This is a genomic window from Halothiobacillus neapolitanus c2 (assembly GCF_000024765.1).
Lineage (GTDB): Bacteria > Pseudomonadota > Gammaproteobacteria > Halothiobacillales > Halothiobacillaceae > Halothiobacillus > Halothiobacillus neapolitanus.
Genome location: NC_013422.1, coordinates 1,359,244 through 1,377,570, shown reverse-complemented (window position 1 = coordinate 1,377,570; position 18,327 = coordinate 1,359,244). Strand labels below are relative to the sequence as shown.

17 protein-coding genes are annotated in these 18,327 nt (G+C 52.7%); 14 read left to right on the top strand and 3 right to left on the bottom strand.

Features of this window, described 5'->3' with window-relative positions; all coding sequences use genetic code 11:
* Positions 1–94: 94 nt before the first annotated feature.
* From ppa to HNEAP_RS06330, 12 genes are all read left to right on the top strand, one after another.
* Positions 95–625 (top strand): inorganic diphosphatase, encoded by a 531-nt coding sequence (ppa, locus tag HNEAP_RS06385; RefSeq protein WP_012824142.1) that lies wholly within the window; start codon positions 95–97, stop codon positions 623–625.
* A 71-nt stretch (positions 626–696) separates the two neighbouring features.
* Positions 697–2,580 carry a penicillin-binding protein 2 gene (gene mrdA / locus HNEAP_RS06380; RefSeq protein WP_012824141.1) on the top strand — a complete coding sequence of 628 codons (1,884 nt, stop codon included), beginning with the start codon at positions 697–699 and terminating at the stop codon, positions 2,578–2,580.
* A complete protein-coding gene (rodA, locus tag HNEAP_RS06375) occupies positions 2,570–3,778 on the top strand; it encodes a rod shape-determining protein RodA (protein WP_012824140.1) in 1,209 nt (402 codons plus the stop codon). Before mrdA ends, rodA begins: the two co-directional genes overlap by 11 nt.
* Before the next feature lie 65 nt (positions 3,779–3,843).
* Positions 3,844–4,920 carry a lytic murein transglycosylase B gene (gene mltB / locus HNEAP_RS06370; RefSeq protein ID WP_166635989.1) on the top strand — a complete coding sequence of 359 codons (1,077 nt, stop codon included), beginning with the start codon at positions 3,844–3,846 and terminating at the stop codon, positions 4,918–4,920.
* The gene (locus HNEAP_RS06365) at positions 4,917–5,771 is read left to right on the top strand and encodes a septal ring lytic transglycosylase RlpA family protein (RefSeq protein WP_012824138.1); all 855 of its coding nucleotides are present in this window, start codon (positions 4,917–4,919) and stop codon (positions 5,769–5,771) included. The genes mltB and HNEAP_RS06365 overlap by 4 nt, the downstream gene beginning before the upstream one ends.
* A 20-nt stretch (positions 5,772–5,791) precedes the next feature.
* Positions 5,792–7,045 (top strand): D-alanyl-D-alanine carboxypeptidase family protein, encoded by a 1,254-nt coding sequence (locus HNEAP_RS06360; protein WP_166635988.1) that lies wholly within the window; start codon positions 5,792–5,794, stop codon positions 7,043–7,045.
* The gene (locus tag HNEAP_RS06355; protein WP_012824136.1) at positions 7,045–7,902 is read left to right on the top strand and encodes an aminotransferase class IV; all 858 of its coding nucleotides are present in this window, start codon (positions 7,045–7,047) and stop codon (positions 7,900–7,902) included. The genes HNEAP_RS06360 and HNEAP_RS06355 overlap by 1 nt, the downstream gene beginning before the upstream one ends.
* The gene (locus tag HNEAP_RS06350; protein WP_012824135.1) at positions 7,902–8,240 is read left to right on the top strand and encodes a YbeD family protein; all 339 of its coding nucleotides are present in this window, start codon (positions 7,902–7,904) and stop codon (positions 8,238–8,240) included. The genes HNEAP_RS06355 and HNEAP_RS06350 overlap by 1 nt, the downstream gene beginning before the upstream one ends.
* Positions 8,241–8,286: 46 nt before the next feature.
* Positions 8,287–8,922 (top strand): lipoyl(octanoyl) transferase LipB, encoded by a 636-nt coding sequence (gene lipB, locus HNEAP_RS06345; RefSeq protein WP_012824134.1) that lies wholly within the window; start codon positions 8,287–8,289, stop codon positions 8,920–8,922.
* 125 nt (positions 8,923–9,047) lie between these two features.
* Positions 9,048–9,977, top strand: a complete 930-nt coding sequence (gene lipA, locus HNEAP_RS06340) for a lipoyl synthase (RefSeq protein ID WP_041600812.1) — start codon at positions 9,048–9,050, stop codon at positions 9,975–9,977.
* Positions 9,974–10,423, top strand: a complete 450-nt coding sequence (locus HNEAP_RS06335) for a MazG nucleotide pyrophosphohydrolase domain-containing protein (protein ID WP_012824132.1) — start codon at positions 9,974–9,976, stop codon at positions 10,421–10,423. Before lipA ends, HNEAP_RS06335 begins: the two co-directional genes overlap by 4 nt.
* A gap of 96 nt (positions 10,424–10,519) precedes the next feature.
* Positions 10,520–12,067: a SulP family inorganic anion transporter gene (locus HNEAP_RS06330; RefSeq protein WP_012824131.1), complete on the top strand. Its 1,548-nt coding sequence runs from the start codon at positions 10,520–10,522 to the stop codon at positions 12,065–12,067.
* Between the two features lie 29 nt (positions 12,068–12,096).
* Here the strand turns inward: HNEAP_RS06330 and HNEAP_RS06325 are convergent, their stop codons facing one another.
* Positions 12,097–13,368 carry a GGDEF domain-containing protein gene (locus HNEAP_RS06325; protein WP_012824130.1) on the bottom strand — a complete coding sequence of 424 codons (1,272 nt, stop codon included), beginning with the start codon at positions 13,366–13,368 and terminating at the stop codon, positions 12,097–12,099.
* Positions 13,369–13,547: 179 nt separating this feature from the next.
* Between HNEAP_RS06325 and HNEAP_RS12250 the strand changes: the two genes are divergently transcribed.
* Positions 13,548–15,761 (top strand): sensor domain-containing phosphodiesterase, encoded by a 2,214-nt coding sequence (locus HNEAP_RS12250; protein ID WP_012824129.1) that lies wholly within the window; start codon positions 13,548–13,550, stop codon positions 15,759–15,761.
* Between the two features lie 115 nt (positions 15,762–15,876).
* On the opposite strand, the gene HNEAP_RS06315 is transcribed toward HNEAP_RS12250, so the two are convergent.
* A complete protein-coding gene (locus tag HNEAP_RS06315) occupies positions 15,877–16,410 on the bottom strand; it encodes a hypothetical protein (RefSeq protein WP_012824128.1) in 534 nt (177 codons plus the stop codon).
* A 242-nt stretch (positions 16,411–16,652) separates the two neighbouring features.
* Between HNEAP_RS06315 and HNEAP_RS06310 the strand changes: the two genes are divergently transcribed.
* Positions 16,653–17,690 carry an aldo/keto reductase gene (locus tag HNEAP_RS06310; RefSeq protein ID WP_012824127.1) on the top strand — a complete coding sequence of 346 codons (1,038 nt, stop codon included), beginning with the start codon at positions 16,653–16,655 and terminating at the stop codon, positions 17,688–17,690.
* Positions 17,691–17,738: 48 nt separating this feature from the next.
* Here the strand turns inward: HNEAP_RS06310 and mscL are convergent, their stop codons facing one another.
* Positions 17,739–18,149, bottom strand: coding sequence for a large-conductance mechanosensitive channel protein MscL (gene mscL, locus HNEAP_RS06305; RefSeq protein ID WP_012824126.1), 411 nt, complete (start codon positions 18,147–18,149; stop codon positions 17,739–17,741).
* Positions 18,150–18,327 lie beyond the last annotated feature (178 nt).

Sequence of the window (18,327 nt, the reverse complement as noted above, 5' to 3'; positions counted from 1 at the left end):
AAACTTTAGCTTCTCGCGGTATTGAGATTGTCAGTTGATCACCCGAGTGCCTTCTTTTTCATTATGTCCTGTTCACAATTTTTAGGAGAAAACCATGGATTTAGCCAAGATTCCTGCCGGTAAAGCGGCACCGGAAGATATTTTTGTCGTCATTGAAATTCCTGCCCAAGGTGCGCCGATCAAGTATGAGGTCGACAAGGAATCGGGTGCTTTATTGGTCGATCGCTTCATGGCGACCGCCATGTTCTATCCGGCCAACTACGGCTTTGTTCCCAACACCTTATCTGAAGATGGTGACCCGGTGGATGTGTTGGTGGTCACGCCCACCCCATTGATGCCCGGCTCTGTCATTCGCGCGCGGCCTGTGGGCATGCTCAAGATGACAGACGAATCCGGTGTGGACGCCAAGATCATCGCCGTGCCACACGGCAAATTGTCTCCACTGTACGACGAGATCAAAGAAGCCACTGATTTGCCCGCCTTGCTGCTGGCACAGATCAAGCATTTCTTCGAGCAATACAAAGCGCTTGAATCCGGTAAATGGGTGCGCGTTGATGGCTGGGCCGATAAGGCGGCGGCCTGTGCGGAAATCGAAGCGTCCATCGCTCGCCATCAGAAGGCTTGATTCCGCGGTGTGGGCGTGAACAGAACGTTTTCATTTGAGCCCTGTTCATTAGAATTTCGGGCTCGAATGGCATGAGTATTCGAGAAGCTATTCGTGATGCACATCTGAATCGTGCCCATGATCGCCGCCTGAACGACAAGCATTTCAGTCGACAGATTTTTCGTCGCCGAGTGTTCTTGGCGGCACTGATTGCTTTATTGGTGTTTACTGTTCTGTTGTGGCGAGCCGCCTTTTTGCAGGTGGATCGTCATGCCCATTTTTCCGAGATGGCGGAAAACAACCGCACACGAACATTGGTGATCCCGCCTGAGCGGGGTCGCATTTTTGACGATGGCGGCCGCGTTGTGGCCGACAATGTGGCTACGTATCAGGCGCAAATCGTTCCTGAAGATACGGTTGATCTCAAACGTGAACTCTCGATGCTGCAGCAGGTGCTTAAGCTCGATGACGACACGTTGCACGATCTGAAAGAACGGATCAAATTCGGTCGTTCATTCGATCCGATTCTGGTCAAGTCGGATCTGACAGCCGTGGAAATGGCCAAGCTGGCCCAGTTGCAACCTTGGTTGGCCGGTGTCTCCGTGGAATCCAGCTTAAAGCGGGTTTATCCCTACCGGCAGCTTTTGGCTCATGTGGTCGGCTACGTTGGTCGAATCAACGTGGCCGATCTCAAACGAATCAATGCAGACTTGTATCAGGGGACGCAATACATCGGCAAGTCCGGCATCGAGCGTGAATACGAAGATGACTTGCACGGCAAGCCCGGTTTCAAGACAGTTGAAGTTGATGCCGTGGGGCGTGTCGTCAAGGTGCTCAAAGTTGTACCACCGGTTGCAGGTAAAGATATCCACCTCACGCTGGATGTGCCATTACAGGGTATCGCGGCGGCGGCACTCGGTTCGTACAGTGGTGCCGTGGTGGCGCAAGACCCGGCGACGGGCGCGATCAAGGCGATGGTGTCACGGCCGAGTTTTGATCCCAACCTGTTTGTCGATGGCATCAGTCACAAGAACTATCAGACGCTGCTGAACGATCCTGAGCGCCCCTTGTTTGATCGGGCCATCACGGCTACCTACCCACCGGGTTCGACCATCAAGCCCGTCATGGCCTTGGCGGGCTTGCAATATGGTTTCCTCGACCCGAACAAGAAATTCTTCGCCGGTCCGTATTTCCAGATTCCCGGTGACAAACACCACTATCGTGACTGGCGCAAATGGGGACACGGCTGGGTTGATCTGGATCAAGCCATCACGCAGTCTTGTGACGTGTATTTCTATGATCTGGCCTATCGCATGGGCATCGATCCTATGCATACGTTCTTGACTGAGTTCGGTTTGGGGCGAAAAACCGGGATTGATCTGCCCGGTGAGTCGTCTGGTCTGGTGCCATCGCCCAAGTGGAAGCGGAAAACCAAGAATTTACCCTGGTATCCCGGCGAGACGGTTATTGCGGGTATCGGGCAGGGGTATATGCTGACCACGGTATTGCAATTGGCGCAAACCACATCGATTCTTGCCGAATCCGGAAAGCGTTATCGCCCTTGGTTGGTGGCTAGCAATGAAGACAAAGAGCCCAGCATAGAGCTCAAGAGTCAAAGCTTCTGGAATGACGTGCGCCACGGTATGTTTGATGTCATCAACAGTCCGCACGGCACGGCAAGAAGGATAGCTGCCCCGTATCTTATTGCCGGAAAAACGGGCACCGCCCAGGTTTTCACCGTAGCGCAAAATGCGAGCTATAACGCCAAGGATCTGGCGAAGAAACTCCACGATCATGCTGTATTCATCGGGTTTGCACCGTATGACGATCCTAAGATCGCAGTGGCAGTGCTGGCCGAGCATGGGGGAAGCGGCTCGGGGACGGCTGCTCCTGTGGCCCGACGCGTGATGGACTATTACCTCGGGTTCGAACCCAAAAAGACAGTGAAGATGGAGTTCGTGAAACATGGCGACTGAGCGGTCAAAAGCAGGCATTTCGCGGCGAGAGCCCGTGCTCGATCGTTTGAACCGAAGCAGTGATTTCGGTAAGCATGAAGGCGCGCAGTGGTTCTTCCTCGGGCTTCTTTCTTTGGTCAGGCGTATCAATTACGACCCGGTGCTGCTTTTTTTTCTGATGTTGATTGCCGCGATCGGCTTGGTGGCAGGTTATTCCGCCTCCGACCAGAGCGTGGTCTGGGTTGAGAAAAGTGCATTCCGCTTTGCGCTCGCCTTTTTGCTGATGCTCGCCATCGCTCAGGTTCCGCAACGTTTCTTTTTTGCCATTGCGCCTTGGTTGTTCGGGTTTGTTGTCTTGCTGCTGGTAGCCGTGCACTTGTTCGGTGATGTCGGGAAAGGAGCGCAACGTTGGTTGGATTTGGGCTTCATTCGCTTCCAACCCGCAGAAATTCTGAAACTTGGCATGCCGATGATGCTGGCCTGGTTTCTGGCTCGGCGACCACTTCCTCCAAGGTTTCTTGACGTGGTGGTTGCGCTCATTCTGGTGGCGGTGCCCACCGCCTTGATTGTGATGCAGCCCGATCTGGGTACCGCCATCCTGGTCATGACGGCCGGGCTGTTCGTCCTGTTTTTTGCTGGGTTGTCCTGGTGGTATGTGCTGGGTTTTGTTCTGGCGATATCCGCTGCGGCACCATTAATGTGGTTTTACGTGATGCACGACTATCAAAAGGAACGTGTGCTGACGCTGTTCAACCCGATGGCCGATCCACTTGGGGCGGGGTATCACACCATCCAATCGATGATTGCGATTGGGTCGGGCGGCATCTGGGGTATGGGCTGGTTGCAAGGCACCCAATCGCATTTGAATTTTCTGCCCGAGGGTACCACTGATTTCATCCTTGCCGTTTATGCGGAAGAGTTCGGTTTGATGGGGTTGATTCTGCTTTTTAGTCTGTATCTGGCTGTCATCTGGCGTGGACTTTATGTGGCCGCCTATGCGGAATCCACCGCCGGTCGAATGCTGGCTGCTGCCATTTCCATGACCTTCCTGGTTTATGTTTTTGTCAATGCGGGTATGGTGATTGGCATTTTGCCGGTGGTTGGGGTGCCGCTCCCCCTGATGAGTTATGGTGGCACAGCACTGGTGACCATCATGGTCGCCTTGGGTATGCTGATGAGTATTCGAACGCAACGGAGTTTTTTGGGGCATGAACGATGAGTAAGCGCGCGTTGAAAAATTCTGAGATGAAAAAATATTCACTTCGAGGCAAAAAGTGGCTGAGCATGCTTCTGTCGTCGATTACCTTGGGCTTGAGTGCTATTTGCCTGCCTGCTTTTGCCGTTGATGAAGGAGCGGAGCCGCCGGGGAATTATGCAGCGCGCCCCGATGTGCGTGAATTTGCGCATGAAGCCGCGCAAAAAACGGGTCTGCCCCAAGCGGAAATCCAGCAGTGGTTGGATGCGGCGAAATATCAGCAAAGTATCGTTGATGCGATGAATCGTCCTGCCGAGTCCAAGACCTGGGCTCAGTATCGGCCGATTTTCATTGCGCCCAAGCGGATAGCCGCCGGTGTGGCCTTCTGGAACGAGCACGCCGCGGAATTGGAGGCAATCAGTAAAAAATACCGTGTATCTCCTGCCATCATTGTGGCGATTGTGGGTGTTGAAACCTTTTACGGTCAGCGTATGGGCACCTACCGCGTCATCGATGCATTGGCGACGCTCGGCTTCGATTATCCCAAGCGCGGCGCTTTCTTCCGTGGACAGCTTGCCGACTTTTTCACATTGGCAGCCAAAGAAGGCATCGATCTGAATACCGCACTTGGAAGTTACGCCGGTGCGATGGGTATGCCCCAGTTCATCCCGTCGAGTTATCTTGATTTGGCTGTCGATGGCGATGGCGATGGCCGCTGCGATTTGTGGCACAGTGACGCGGATGTGTTTGCCAGTGTGGCGCATTATTTCGCCGAGCACGGCTGGGCGCCGGGTGGGCCGGTCGGCTTCCGCATTGACATCAACAAGCAGCAGGCCGCCGCGGTTGCGGACAAGCTTAATACCGGACGTGATCTCAAACCAAAAATCACGATTGGCGAGTTGCGCTCACTGGGTGTCGCGTTGCCGGAAGATCTGTATTTGCCGAAGGATGAAAAGGTCATGCTCTTTACGCTGACCGGACCCGATAAAGTGGAATACTGGGTTGGCCTGAATAATTTTTATGTGATTACCCGCTACAACCACAGCACCTTGTATGCGATGGCCGTCTGGCAGTTGAGTCAGGCGGTGCAGGCCGCTCGGGATGAATTGGCAGCCGCAGGTTCTGATCCGGTCGAGGCTACCCAAACGAAGGCTCCGACTCCGTGAATCACATTCGCTTGAGTCTGAATGGCTTGTGGCCGGTTGTCGTTTTGCTGGCAACCGCGTTGTTGTCCGGTTGTTCATCGGTAAACCGAGTCAATCCCGGTGAGGCGGCAACAACCAACGCAGTGCCACGTTTTGAGCCGCAGCCATCTCGCCTTAATCCCTCGTCTTATAGCGTGCTTGGGCGCACTTATCATGTGCTGGGCAGCAATGACGGATACGATGCCCAAGGCGTGGCTTCATGGTACGGGCCGAATTTCCAGAGCAAGCCCACATCCAGTGGCGAACGCTATAACATGTATGCAATGACCGCCGCGCATAAAACCTTGCGCATTCCTTCCTACGTCTTGGTGACGAATATGGAAAATGGCAAACAGGTGGTTGTGCGGGTGAACGATCGTGGCCCTTTCGTGTCGAATCGCATCATCGATTTATCGTATGCGGCGGCCAAGAAAATCGGCATGATCGGCCGGGGAACGGCCATGGTGGATGTTCGATCCATCACGCCGGATTCGCCGATCCCCACGTCGCAAACTATCGTGTCTGGGGCACCGACGCTTCCGGCAGAGCCTGTTGCCAGTGCGCCAGCCATTTCGGCGGCTGCAAGCCTGCCGCACGCCGTCTGGGGGCAGGATGTATTCATTCAGGTTGGTGCTTTCGGCGAAATGGGTCATGTAATCAGCGTGCAGCAACGCCTGGCGCAGGCTGGAATCACGGCCGTGTCGGTTACGCCTTTCGGGGCATTGAATCGCGTCCGCGTGGGTCCGGTCGCATCGCTCGCGGACTATGACCGCCTCATGGATCAATTAAGAACAATCGGTTTTGATAATGCGCAAATGGTAGTGGAACAATGAGAGAGAACAAACGTACTGACATGAATAATCAAGATACACGCCCTGCGCCTCGCGCTCGTTTAGTGCCGCGCTTGTTGGCCGCTACCTTGGCCTTTGCTGCGAGTGCATTTCTTTATGTACCCGCACAGGCAGAAACCACGGCTGCTGCACCTCAAAACAATCAGCCTGCCTCCCTACCAGCACCGGTGCCACAGGTTGCTATGCCGGTTCCGGGCGCCCCTGTTTTATCTGCTCGTTCCTATGTGTTGCTCGATGCGAATACAGGGCAGATCATCGTCCAGAAAAATGCCGATGAACCGGTGCCTCCGGCAAGTATTACCAAGCTGATGACCTCGTACCTTGTGTTCAGCGCACTCAAGTCGGGCAATATTCACATGGATGATATGGTCACCATCAGTAAGAAAGCCTGGGAAATGCAAGGCTCCAAGATGTTTATTGAAGTGGGTAAACAAGTCAGCGTGAAGAATTTGCTCATGGGTATGATTGTTCAATCGGGCAACGATGCCGCGACGGCTTTGGCCGAATACGTCGGCGGCAACGAACAGAGTTTCGTGTCGTTGATGAATGCAACCGCCAAGAAGCTTGGCATGACAAAAACCCACTACGAAGATCCGACTGGTTGGCCGGCAGATGGTCATGTGATGTCGGCGCGTGATATCAGCACGTTGTTTAATGCCTTGGTTAAACATTTCCCTAATTACTACCACGAATTTTTCCGTCAAAAAGTTTTTACTTGGAACGGCATCAAGCAATACAACCGTGAAAAACTGCTGTTCCGCGATAACTGGGTCGATGGCGGCAAAACCGGACACACCGAAGAGGCAGGCTTTTGCCTGGCTACCTCCGGCCAGCAAAATGGGATGCGTTTAATTGCCGTAGTGCTGGGCACGGAGAGTGATGATGCGCGTAACAACGAGGCTGAAGCGCTGCTGAATTATGGCTTCCGTTTCTATGAAAATGTACCTGTTCGTCAGGCCAAGCAAGTGTTGGCTACGCCCGATGTTTTCAAGGGTGCGGCCGACCAGGTTCCTGTCGGTTTGGACAAGGATCTGGTGGTTTTGGTAACCAAGGATCAGGCTAAGAATCTTTCAGTATCCATGACGATTAACCCCAAGCTCATAGCGCCTTTGGCCGTAGATCAACCCGTAGGCAAACTGGAGGTTAAATCCGGTGACAAGCTCATCGCTGAACGTAATGTTGTTGCCTTGAATGCGGTTCCTGAAGGTGGTTTTTTCAAGCGCATGGTTGATACGGCCCGCCTCTGGTTCAAATAATGCAGGCTGTTTACTTCAACGGGCGTTGGATTGCGCCCGAGGAAGCGAACATATCCGCGTTTGATCGTGGATTTCTTTTCGGCGACGGTGTTTACGAAGTCATACCGGCATTCAATCGACGTTTGTTCGGTGCCGGAGCGCATCTCGACCGATTGACGCGAAGCCTTGATCAGATCGACATTCAGGACCCTCTGACGCGTGCGCAGTGGATGGACGTCTTGGTTCGCCTGGTATCCGAGTGCGGTGCTGACGATGTGTCGATTTATATTCAGGTGACGCGTGGTGCAACAGCCAAGCGTGATCATGCCTATCCCAACCCGCCTTTGCCGCCCACGGTTCTGGCCAGCGCGAGTGCTATCGTGCCCCTGAGTGCGGAGATTTTTACTAAGGGAGCTAAGGCAATCACCGTGCCCGACCTTCGTTGGGGCCGGTGCGATATCAAGAGCGTGAATTTGTTACCGAATATCATGGCGCGACAACAAGCGGTCGCCGCCGGTGCGGTAGAGGCTATCATGGTGCGTGAAGGGATTGCGCTTGAGGGCGCCGCCTCGAATCTGTTCGCCGTAATCGACGATGAATTACTGACGGCACCCCTCGGACCGCACATTCTCGGTGGCGTCACACGCAACCGTCTGGTTGATATGGTAAAGGATCAAGGCCAGATTCCTTTGCTCGAAGTGCCCATTCCCTTTGATCGTTTATTCGACGCGACCGAGGTGTTTATGACCAGCTCGACGCGCGATCTGTTACCGATCACCCGTATTAACGCGCATCCGGTCGGCACGGGAAAAGTGGGCCCAATCTGGACGAAACTGTCGAAAGCTTTCACAAAACTCAAACAACAACGAGAGACCTGATGGACGAATTTCTTACCGATAAAGAGCTGGAAATCCAAAAGCATAACGAGGAAGTCAAAGCCGAAGAAGCGGCGCTTGAGCGGGAAACCCTGCTCGAATTTCCCTGTCAGTTCCCCATCAAGATCATGGGGCCGGCAACGGATGACTTCGAAGCGCAAATTCGCGCATTGGTGACGGCTCAACTGGGGGAATTGCCGGCTTCAGTCTGGAAAATCCGGCCGAGTGCCAAGGGCAATTTCGTGGGCATGACGCTCACGTTCACCGCCACGTCAAAGGCTCAGATCGACGCACTTTATCGGGCGATTACGGCTCATCCCGACGTTAAGATGTGTTTGTAAGTCCAGCAGGTTCCTTGGCTCGTTCAGCCTTGAGCAAGATCGATTCATGTCCTTGATTGACTACGGTATCGATTGCGATTACGCCGTTCTTCTAGCGAAAATGCAGTCGTTTACTCAATCACGCCAACCACATACTGAAGATGAGTTCTGGGTGCTGAGCCACCGCCCAGTTTTTACACAGGGTTTGAATGGACAGCCCCGGCACGTACTTGATCCCGGTAATATACCGGTCGTACAAACTGATCGAGGCGGGCAGGTTACTTATCATGGTCCGGGGCAATTGGTGGTTTATACCCTGGTCGATCTCAAGCGTGCCGGAGTTGGTGTGCGTGAATGGGTCACGGTGCTTGAGCAAGTCGTCATTGAATATCTCGCGACATTCGAGGTTCATGCAGAGCGGCTTTCAGGAGCGCCCGGCGTTTATGTGAACGGTGCTAAAATTGCCGCGCTCGGGCTCAAAGTTCGCCAAGGGCGTTGCTACCATGGCCTGTCGTTAAATCTGGACGTTGATCTGGCACCCTTCGCGCGAATCAATCCCTGCGGCATGGCAAATTTGCCGGTGACCGACCTGCGTCGTTGCGCGAAGATCAAAACCGATGAATTGCCTGATTACCGTCAAGCAGGCCGCTCAATTGTGTTAGGTTTACAAAAAATACTACTGGAACAGTCCCCAATGGCGTAAGTCAGACCGGGTTCCAGTCATCTGATCAGGTTTGAAAACCCATGTCCGAACAATCTCAATCCGAACGCGCCACAATTCAGCTTAGCGCCGAAAAGCCGCTCACCTATTCGCCCCCGACACCGGAAATGCGTTCCGCCCAGAAAGTGTCGCGCATCCCGGTCAAGATCGAACCCACGAAGGAGATGCCACGCAAACCCGCATGGATCCGTGCCAAGTCGCAGGGTGGGGCAGAAGTTCAGCGGTTAAAAAAAGTTTTGCGTGACCAGGGGTTGCATACGGTCTGTGAAGAGGCCAATTGCCCGAACTTGGGTGAGTGCTTTGCGGGCGGAACGGCTACATTCATGATTTTGGGTGATATTTGCACCCGTCGTTGCCCGTTTTGCGATGTGGCGCATGGCAAGCCCCGCCCTGTGGATGCGGAAGAACCGGCTCGTCTGGCTGAAACAGTCGCGGCAATGGGGTTGTCTTACGTCGTCATTACCTCGGTCGATCGGGACGATCTGCGTGATGGCGGGGCAGGGCACTTCGCGGCCGTCATCCGTGCGCTGCGTTCTCGTTGTCCGAATCTCACCATCGAAATTCTTACCCCGGACTTCCGTGGCCGAGAAGCGATTGCACTCGATATTCTGGCTGCAGACCCGCCGGATGTGTTCAACCATAACCTTGAAACCGTACCTGGGTTGTATCGTGCAGCACGGCCGGGTGCGGATTACATCGGGTCGCTGAACCTGCTTGCGGCGATGAAGGAACGCTGTCCCGATGTACCGACCAAATCCGGCCTGATGCTGGGCTTGGGGGAAACCGACGACCAACTGCGGGAAGTCTTGCGCGACATGCGCGCCCGTAACATTGACATGTTGACCTTGGGGCAATACCTTCAGCCCTCGCGCAATCATTTGCCGGTTGACCGTTTTGTCACACCCGAGCAATTTGCCGCGTTGGGGCACGAAGCCGAAGCCATGGGTTTCACCCATGTGGCCAGCGGCCCGATGGTACGTTCGTCATACCATGCCGATCAAGGCGGCTTGGCTGCCTTGGCTCAGGTGAGCGCATGACCCAACATTCCGCCCTAGGTTCCGACCTGGGTTCTGCTTCTTTGGGTTCCGCGCTGGCTGATGTGCCCGAGTTCCTGTCTGCCTTTGAACGTGCAATTCAGTTGCAGGCCAAGGCGGCGGCGGTCGGGTTCGATTGGCCGCAGATAAGTGATATTCGCCGAAAAATTCATGAAGAACTCTTGGAACTCGAACAAGGGTTGGATCATCAGGATGCAGCCAATATCTTCGAAGAACTGGGTGATGTGCTGTTTGCACTGACCAATCTGGCACGGCGTTTAGAGATTGATCCGGCGGCAGCACTTGAAGCGACCAATCAAAAATTTATTAGGCGGTTCCAGCACATGGAACATGCGGCACGAGGTGAGGGCAGTGACCTTGCTTCAGAACCGCTGACCCAACAAGTGATTCGTTATCGGCAGGCTTGGGAGGCGGACCAATGTAGTTGAAAAGTTCCGATCGATAGCGGTCATCTTCAACACGTTGTCATTTAGCTCACTAAAATTGAATTAGAAATCCAATCAACAAGCCAATTCAGGTAAACCATGTTTCATTTTTTCGCTAAAAACACACCCGCCAATGCCCGGCAAGATGTGCTTTCCGGCTTGACCGTTGCGCTCGCTTTGGTGCCGGAGGCACTTGCCTTTGCGCTTATTGCTCATGTAAACCCGCTAATGGGGCTTTATGCCGCCTTCATCATGGCATTGGCATCGGCGATATTTGGTGGGCGCCCAGGGATGATTTCCGGCGCGACCGGCGCAACCGCTGTGGTGATTGTGGGGTTGGTCGTGACCCATGGTGTGCAGTATCTGCTGGCCGCCTTGATTTTGATGGGCGTAATTCAAATCCTGGTCGGTGCGTTCAGACTGGGTAAATACATTCGTATTGTGCCGTATCCCGTGTTTCTTGGTTTCGTCAATGGCTTGGCGATTGTCATTTTCCTTGCCCAGTTGCCGCATTTCAAAGAAAAGGGCGCCGATGGCCAGATGCACTGGATTGTGGGGCAGCCGTTGTGGATCATGCTCGGGTTGGTTGCGCTCACGATGGTGATTACGCATTTTTTCCCGAAAATCACCCGCGCATTTCCCGCCGCGCTGTTGGCCATTATCGTAACCACACTCATTACAATCGGCTTGGGACAGTTGTCCCCGATTTTCGATACCAAAACGGTGGGTGATCTGTCCTCAATTGCCGGTAGTCTGCCGAGCTTTCATATTCCCGACTTCCCGCTCACATGGGATGCGTTTATCACCGTGCTCCCGTTTTCGTTGGTCTTGGCCGGTGTGGGTTTGATTGAATCACTGCTCACGTTGCAATTGGTCGATGATCTGACCGAAACACGCGGCCAACCGAATCGTGAATGCGTGGCGCAAGGCATTGGCAATATGACCTGCGGTTTTTTCGGCGGCATGGGCGGTTGTGCCATGGTCGGTCAAACCATGATCAACGTCGAATCCGGCGGGCGAGGGCGCCTTTCAGGCATTGCGGCGGGTTCGTTTCTCATCTTGTTTATATTGTTTCTTTCGCCTCTGATCGAGCAGATTCCCATCGCCACTCTGGTCGGAATCATGTTCATGGTGGTGATCGGTACTTTTGAGTGGGGCTCTATCAACCTTTTTGGCAAGGTGCCGAAAAAAGATATTTTTGTGGGTTTGCTGGTTGCGGCTGTAACCGTATTTACCGACTTGGCCATTGCCGTGATCACCGGCGTGATTGTTTCTGCGTTAATGTTTGCCTGGGAGCACGCAGGTGACTTGAAAATCGACTCAAGCATTAATGAAGACGGCGTGAAGGTGTACCGGATCAAAGGCCCGTTATTTTTCGCTTCCACGGCCAAGTTTTCCGAGTCCTTTGATTTTCGTTCCGACCCGGACGAGGTCTATCTTGATTTCGCGGAATCTAAAGTGGTGGATCACTCTGCATTGGAGGCCATCGATAGCCTGGCCGAGAAATATCGCAGTGTGAATAAAACCCTGCATTTGCGTCACTTATCGCCCGAGTGTCGTGGCTTACTGAAAAAAGCCGGTGACTTGGTCGAGGTCAATATCAAAGAAGATCCGGTTTACCACGTGGCCGATGAACTGCGCCGGTAGATTCGCCTGATTCATTGGTAGGGTGCGTATCAGCTGGTTTGCTCGCAGTACCAGCAAATTTTGTTACGTCCACTGTCTTTTGCCGCATAAAGTGCTTTATCTGCATGTTCGAGTAGTTCGGTTATCTTGGCATCCTTGTGGCAAGCAGAGGTGGCGCCAATGCTCACAGTTATGGTAACGCTGACTCCGGCGCCAAGATCGAATGGCGTCTGCCGAACGACCTGCAGGATACGTTGCCCTATTTGTTCGGCTGTTTCTTTGCTGGTTTCATCCAGAATCAACAAAAATTCTTCCCCGCCTAAACGCCCCAAGTAGTCGATTTCCCGAATTTGCTGCTGAACCCGAGCGATGAACTCCTTGAGCAGAATATCTCCTGAAACATGGCCATATTGGTCGTTTACGTTTTTGAAGAAGTCCAAATCAAGAATGAACACCACGAGCGAGTGATTCAGTCGGATGAAGCGTTTGTACGCGTGATCCAGTTGTTGGAGAATCTGGCGGCGATTAGCGATGCCGGTTAATTCATCAGTGGTGGCAAGCCGCTCCAGTTCGCGCTCGAGTTGCATTCGCTCGGTAATGTCGCGCCAGATGCCCTCGACGCCCGCATATTTGCCTTCTTCGTCCAGAATGACTGTGCTGCTGATGGATATATCGATAATGCGGCCATCCTTGCGCCGCATTTGACCCGGGAAGTCGCGAACAAAACCATGTCCCAGTATTGCCTTTTTAAGATTTTCTCGATCATGCGGGTTGGGATAAAAATCGGAGGCTGGCCGTCCGATGATTTCACTTGCCGTGTAGCCAAGTATTTCTTTGACCGCAGGGCAGACAAAACGGGTTATGCCTTCTGCATCCGTGCGATAAAAAACATCCTGCATGGTGTTCATCATGCGGTGGAACTGCTCGTCCGATTCGCGAAGCCGCTGTTCAATAACGGAACGTTCGGTCATGTCCATGAAGGCCGCAAGCAGGCCCGGTTGACCATCAATCATGTACGTCGTACTCATCATTCCAATGATTCGTAATTCACGCGTACAGGTGTAGATTCGATATTCGGTGGGCGGGTTGGTGAACTGGGTTCGTTCTGCCCGGCGAATCCGAGCCATGACCCGTTGATAGTCTAGAGGATGAAGAAAATCTTCAACGCTGTGGCCTAGCACCTGTTCCGGGGCGTCTGCCTGTAAAAGAGAGAGGGCGGCAGGATTGGCATAGATGATCTGTTCTTTGAGCAGAATGAGAACGCTGACCGGTAATCGGTCCAGGGTGTCCGGTGGTGCCTGAAAAGGTGCGGATTTCGGCATAAGGTTGATCTCATGGATACCCTGAATGACTAGACCAATTCGGGTAGACGGAAGCCGGAACAATGAAACGTTCTTTAGTATGGTTAACTATTGTGCCCTTGACTTGGAATTGGCGCCACTAATCTGTGGATTATCGGTAAGATAGTGCTACGCCCTATTTTCTTGATACGGATTCGTCAATGAACTTGTTTGTCTCTTCAGAGCCGCAGGATGCCCCTGACTTAATGACGCAGGTCAAACGAGGTGGATTTGTCAGCGCAGTCTGGCTGATGGTAGCCGCACTGACCGTCTTGTTGTTCCCCTCGTTGGATGCCGATGGGTTTTATGCCATCTGGCCTGCCAATGCATTTGCTTTGGGTTTTGTACTCATGTGGGGCTATGGTCTGCTCGTCCCGTTGGCGTTGACAGTTGCCGTCTGGAACCTGTTCTTTATCGGGTTGACGCTGGTGCAGTCGCTGTTCGGCGCGATCGCACTTGTATTGAGTCTGGCGCTTTTGCTGATGTTCCGACGCTACATGCTGGCGACCATCAGTAGCCCGTACGGTCGTCGATTATTGGGCATTCCCACGGCTTCCCTCGTGATGGCCAGTTTGATTACTGCGTTGGGAATCTGGCAAAACTCCGCATGGGTCGATGATTACCAGACTATTGGCCTGTTCTGGTTTTCACAATCCATTGCCTTTCTGGCACTGACCCCGCTGGTCATGAGTTGTCTGCATGAAGGTTGCGGGCAAGCGTTTAATGAGTTGAAAGCTTGTTTCAGTCGACGTGTTTTTATTGGTGTGTGGTTGTCCGTCGCCGTGTCAACTCTGGTCATCATGGCTGCACTTCGACACTGGGGCAATCTGGAGTTCAATGCAGGCAGCCTGCTTGGTTTGGTCGTTCTTGCGCTTGCAGCACATACCATGCCCATCCGGATCGCCCGTTTTTCAATCGCTTTTTATATTCTGGTCTGGACCTGGTTCAATGCGCACATCAATTTGTTGCATGGATACAATGCCTCTATGTTGCTGGGCGATCAGGCACTGATTTTCATTGCGGCTCTGCTGGCGGTGATATCCACCGAGATGGTTCAAGCGTACCGCCTGTCGGAGAAGTCGCTGGCCCGGCAGTTGTTGATTGATCCATTGACCGGCTTGCAAAACGACATGGGGTTATCTCAACGGCTTCAAGCCTGGCCCAAAGATAGGACAGGTGCAATGCAACCGATGATTGTCATCGGCGTGCATATCCCCGAGCTTGAGCAGATTGATGCCTTGATGGGGCATGAAGAAAGTAATCAGGTCGAGTTGCGTTTGAGCCAGATTTTGAGAAAGGAAAAGCTCTCTGATTATGCCTCTCGTGTTCGTCCGGGGGTATTCATTCTGTGTCTGACATCTGCGGTTATGGGTATGCGCGGCGCCGATGTGGCTCAGAAACTCAAGGATCGCATCGAGTTTGAATGGAAAAAAATGGGCGCGGGCGCCCGTTATCTGCAGGCTGGTTTTACGGTGTTCAATCTGGCTCAAACGCGCGATTTGGGTTTGCTGACTTCTGCGGTGCTTGCGGGGTGCCAATTGTCTCTGGCTGATCGGAATCAGTTGGTTCATGTTGAAGACAATCTGGACAGCCTGCTCAGTCATCGAGTGCAGGAATTGACCTGGGTGCAGCGCATGCGAGCCGCACTGGTCGGCGATACGCAGGCGGGACAGTTCATCCTGTTTGCTCAAACCATTCGCGATACTCGCCATCCGGATGTCAAGGCGTTCGAAGTGTTGTTGCGCTGGCAAGACGCTGATGAAAATGTGCTGCCACCCTCTGAGTTCCTGCCGATTGCGGAGCGTTATGGACTGATGACCGCGATCGATCTGTGGGTCATGCGATCTGCGTTGGAGCAACTGGCCCAGTCCCCTTGGCGGGCTGAAATCAGCAAGGTGTCGATTAACTTATCCGGTGCCAGTTTGGCTGATCCCAATTTGATTCACGAGATAGAACAGCAACTTAAATCATGCGGTTGCCGTGCGGAGCAGATCTGTTTTGAGATCACCGAAACCATGGTGATTGCCGATACAAAACTGGCCAGACAGGCCGTTCTTGGCATCAAAGAACTCGGTTGCAAGATATCGCTGGATGATTTCGGTACTGGCCTGTCGACCTTCTCCTACCTCAAGCGCTTTCCCTTTGATTACCTCAAGATCGATGGGGAGTTTGTGCGCCATATTACCGAGTCCCGAATTGATCGGGCCATCGTCGAATCCATTCAGGCCATCGCGTTTGAAATGAACACGATTACCGTTGCCGAGTTCGTTGAGAACATCGATCAGATGGAAACACTAAGGCAAATCGGCGTTTACTATCATCAGGGTTACGGTGTGGCCAAACCGGTACCCATCGCGCATTTCCTGATTCCGTGAGCGATCCGATGCTCAGAAGAATGTACAAAAAATCATTGTCGATATTTGTCTGATTATTCACGGCATCGCGGGTGGGAGTCGCACAAAAAATTGGTTATCGCCAAGATTAATGTGTCTATTCGCTTTCCAGGATTTTTAAGCGTTCGATGACCAGATGAACTAACAGCGGATCTGCTTTTGAATATTGATGCTCAATGGATTTGGCATCCCGTTCGCCTTCCACGATGGCTACAAAAGCATGTGCCGCCGATTGCTCGACACCGGCGTCTTGTGCCGCTTCCCGCATGTTCGACAGCACGTCCAGCGCACTGTGATCACCCCAAGTCGCTGCGAAAATCAGTTGAGCGATGCCCTGCGCTGCTTCTTCGCGAGCCTTTTCGGGTAGAGAGTCAAGCCACTCAGGATGGCGTGTAGCGTGCTCAATGCCCCTTATGATTTCTTGGTCTTCTTCATCCAGCAGCGCCAGATCCGGCTCAGCCCCATTAAGCCAAGTATTGAGCACGTGTGCGAGTTTTACCCAACCATCATTGTGGTATTGCTCGATGAGCGCAGTGGTGGCCTCCGATAGTGTGTCGTTTTGTCTGCTGGCAGCCACCGAAGCGATAAGCTCTTGATGCACAGCGCAAATTTGAGTTGCGGGTTCTTGCATGATTGGAATCTCCTGTGTGTAGGGCGGGCTTAACCAGCTGGTTGAGTCTGGTCCGTGTGCTATGTTTAGGGTTTAATAATTTAACTGAATATCAATTTTGACAAGGCTACATCAAATTCAGTGTGACATGCTGCAGGCAATTTCTTACGGGTTTGACTACCTGTCTAATCATGATTCTTGGCGCGTAAAAGCCACAAAATCAGGCCAAAAGCCTCAATTATCTCAAAGGAGGAACTCAGCCGGTGGAACTTAGAACATTAGGGCGTTCGAATATCAAAGTAAGCACTATTTGCCTCGGCACAATGACCTTTGGTCAGCAAAATACAGAAGCAGAGGCCCATCGGCAACTCGATTTGGCTTTTTCCTCTGGGATCAACTTCATCGACACCGCAGAAATGTACCCTGTACCGGCTCGGGCGCAAACACAGGGTAGGTCAGAATCGTTCGTTGGAACCTGGCTGGCTGGGCAGCGGCGTGATTCTGTGGTTTTAGCCTCAAAAATTGCCGGTCCCGGGCGTGGTATGGAATGGATGCGTGGTGGGCCGCGCGTAAATGCTGAACATATCCAGTCGGCGGTTGAGAGCAGTCTCAAGCGTTTACAGACCGATTACATCGATCTGTATCAAATCCATTGGCCGGAACGAAATGTTCCATTGTTTGGCGATCGCTACTACGACAGCCGTCGTGAGCGAGAAGCTGAATCGGTAGAACATCAACTTCAATCGCTTTCCCGTCTGGTTGAAGCCGGAAAGATACGTGCGATCGGCCTTTCCAACGAAACACCCTGGGGCGTGATGTCCTTTGAGTCGGCAGCCGAGCGGCTGGGCTTGTCTCATGTGGTCAGTATTCAGAATGCATTTAATCTGTTGAACCGACGTTTCGAAATGGATGGTCTGGCAGAAGTAAGCCAAAGAACGGGTATCGGTCTGTTGGCATACAGCCCATTGGCATTCGGATTGCTAACTGGAAAGTATGCAATGAATCCGAATTCGGCTGGACGAATGACGGAATTTCCGGGTTTCGGCCAACGCTATGCGAAGCCTAATGTCCACGAAGCCGTACAGGCCTATCTCGAATTGGCGCAAGAGCACGGGCTATCGCCGGCGCAAATGGCAATCGCATTTATTCTGCAAAAATCATTTACAACATCGGTGATTATCGGTGCAACGGATGAAGAACAGCTGACCGAAAACATCGGCGCGGCCAACTGCACGTTGCCCGATTCTCTTATGAAGAAAATTGACGAAATCGATCAACGGTGGCCCAGTCCGACTCCCTGAAAAAAGTGTTGAGCAAGAAGTCGAACCGAACCCCTGTCTTGCCGAACTTCAATCGGCCTTGTTTTTCAACAGATCACGAATTTCGGTCAGTAGCTGGACATCTGCCGGAGGTGCAGCTGGTTCTGCAGGTTTAGCCTCGGGTTCAGGGCGCTTGAGTTTATTAATGACTTTCAATGCCATGAAAATGGCGAAGGCGACGATGGTGAAGTCCAGTGCCGTCTGAATGAATTGTCCGTAGCGGATGGCAACTTCGGGCACCTTGTCGTGTGCAGCCTGGATAACGAAATTTAGTTTACTGAAATCCACGCCACCGATCAGCACACCAATCGGTGGCATGATGATATCGCTGACCAATGAGGATACGATCTTCCCGAATGCAGCGCCGATGATGATGCCGACCGCCATATCAATCACGTTGCCTTTCATGGCAAATTCTTTGAACTCTTTAATCACGGACATGTTGTTTTCCTTTTTTACAATTGGCCGACTTAGGCAGGGTGGATTATACCATGACCAATTTTTTTGCAAACCTTGTTCCGGTGGGATTTAGGTCTATATTTGATGTGGAAGATGAGCATGCAGCTTGGATTAGAACTGCTTGAGCAGTGTGATCACAACCGAATGCCTGTGGATGATC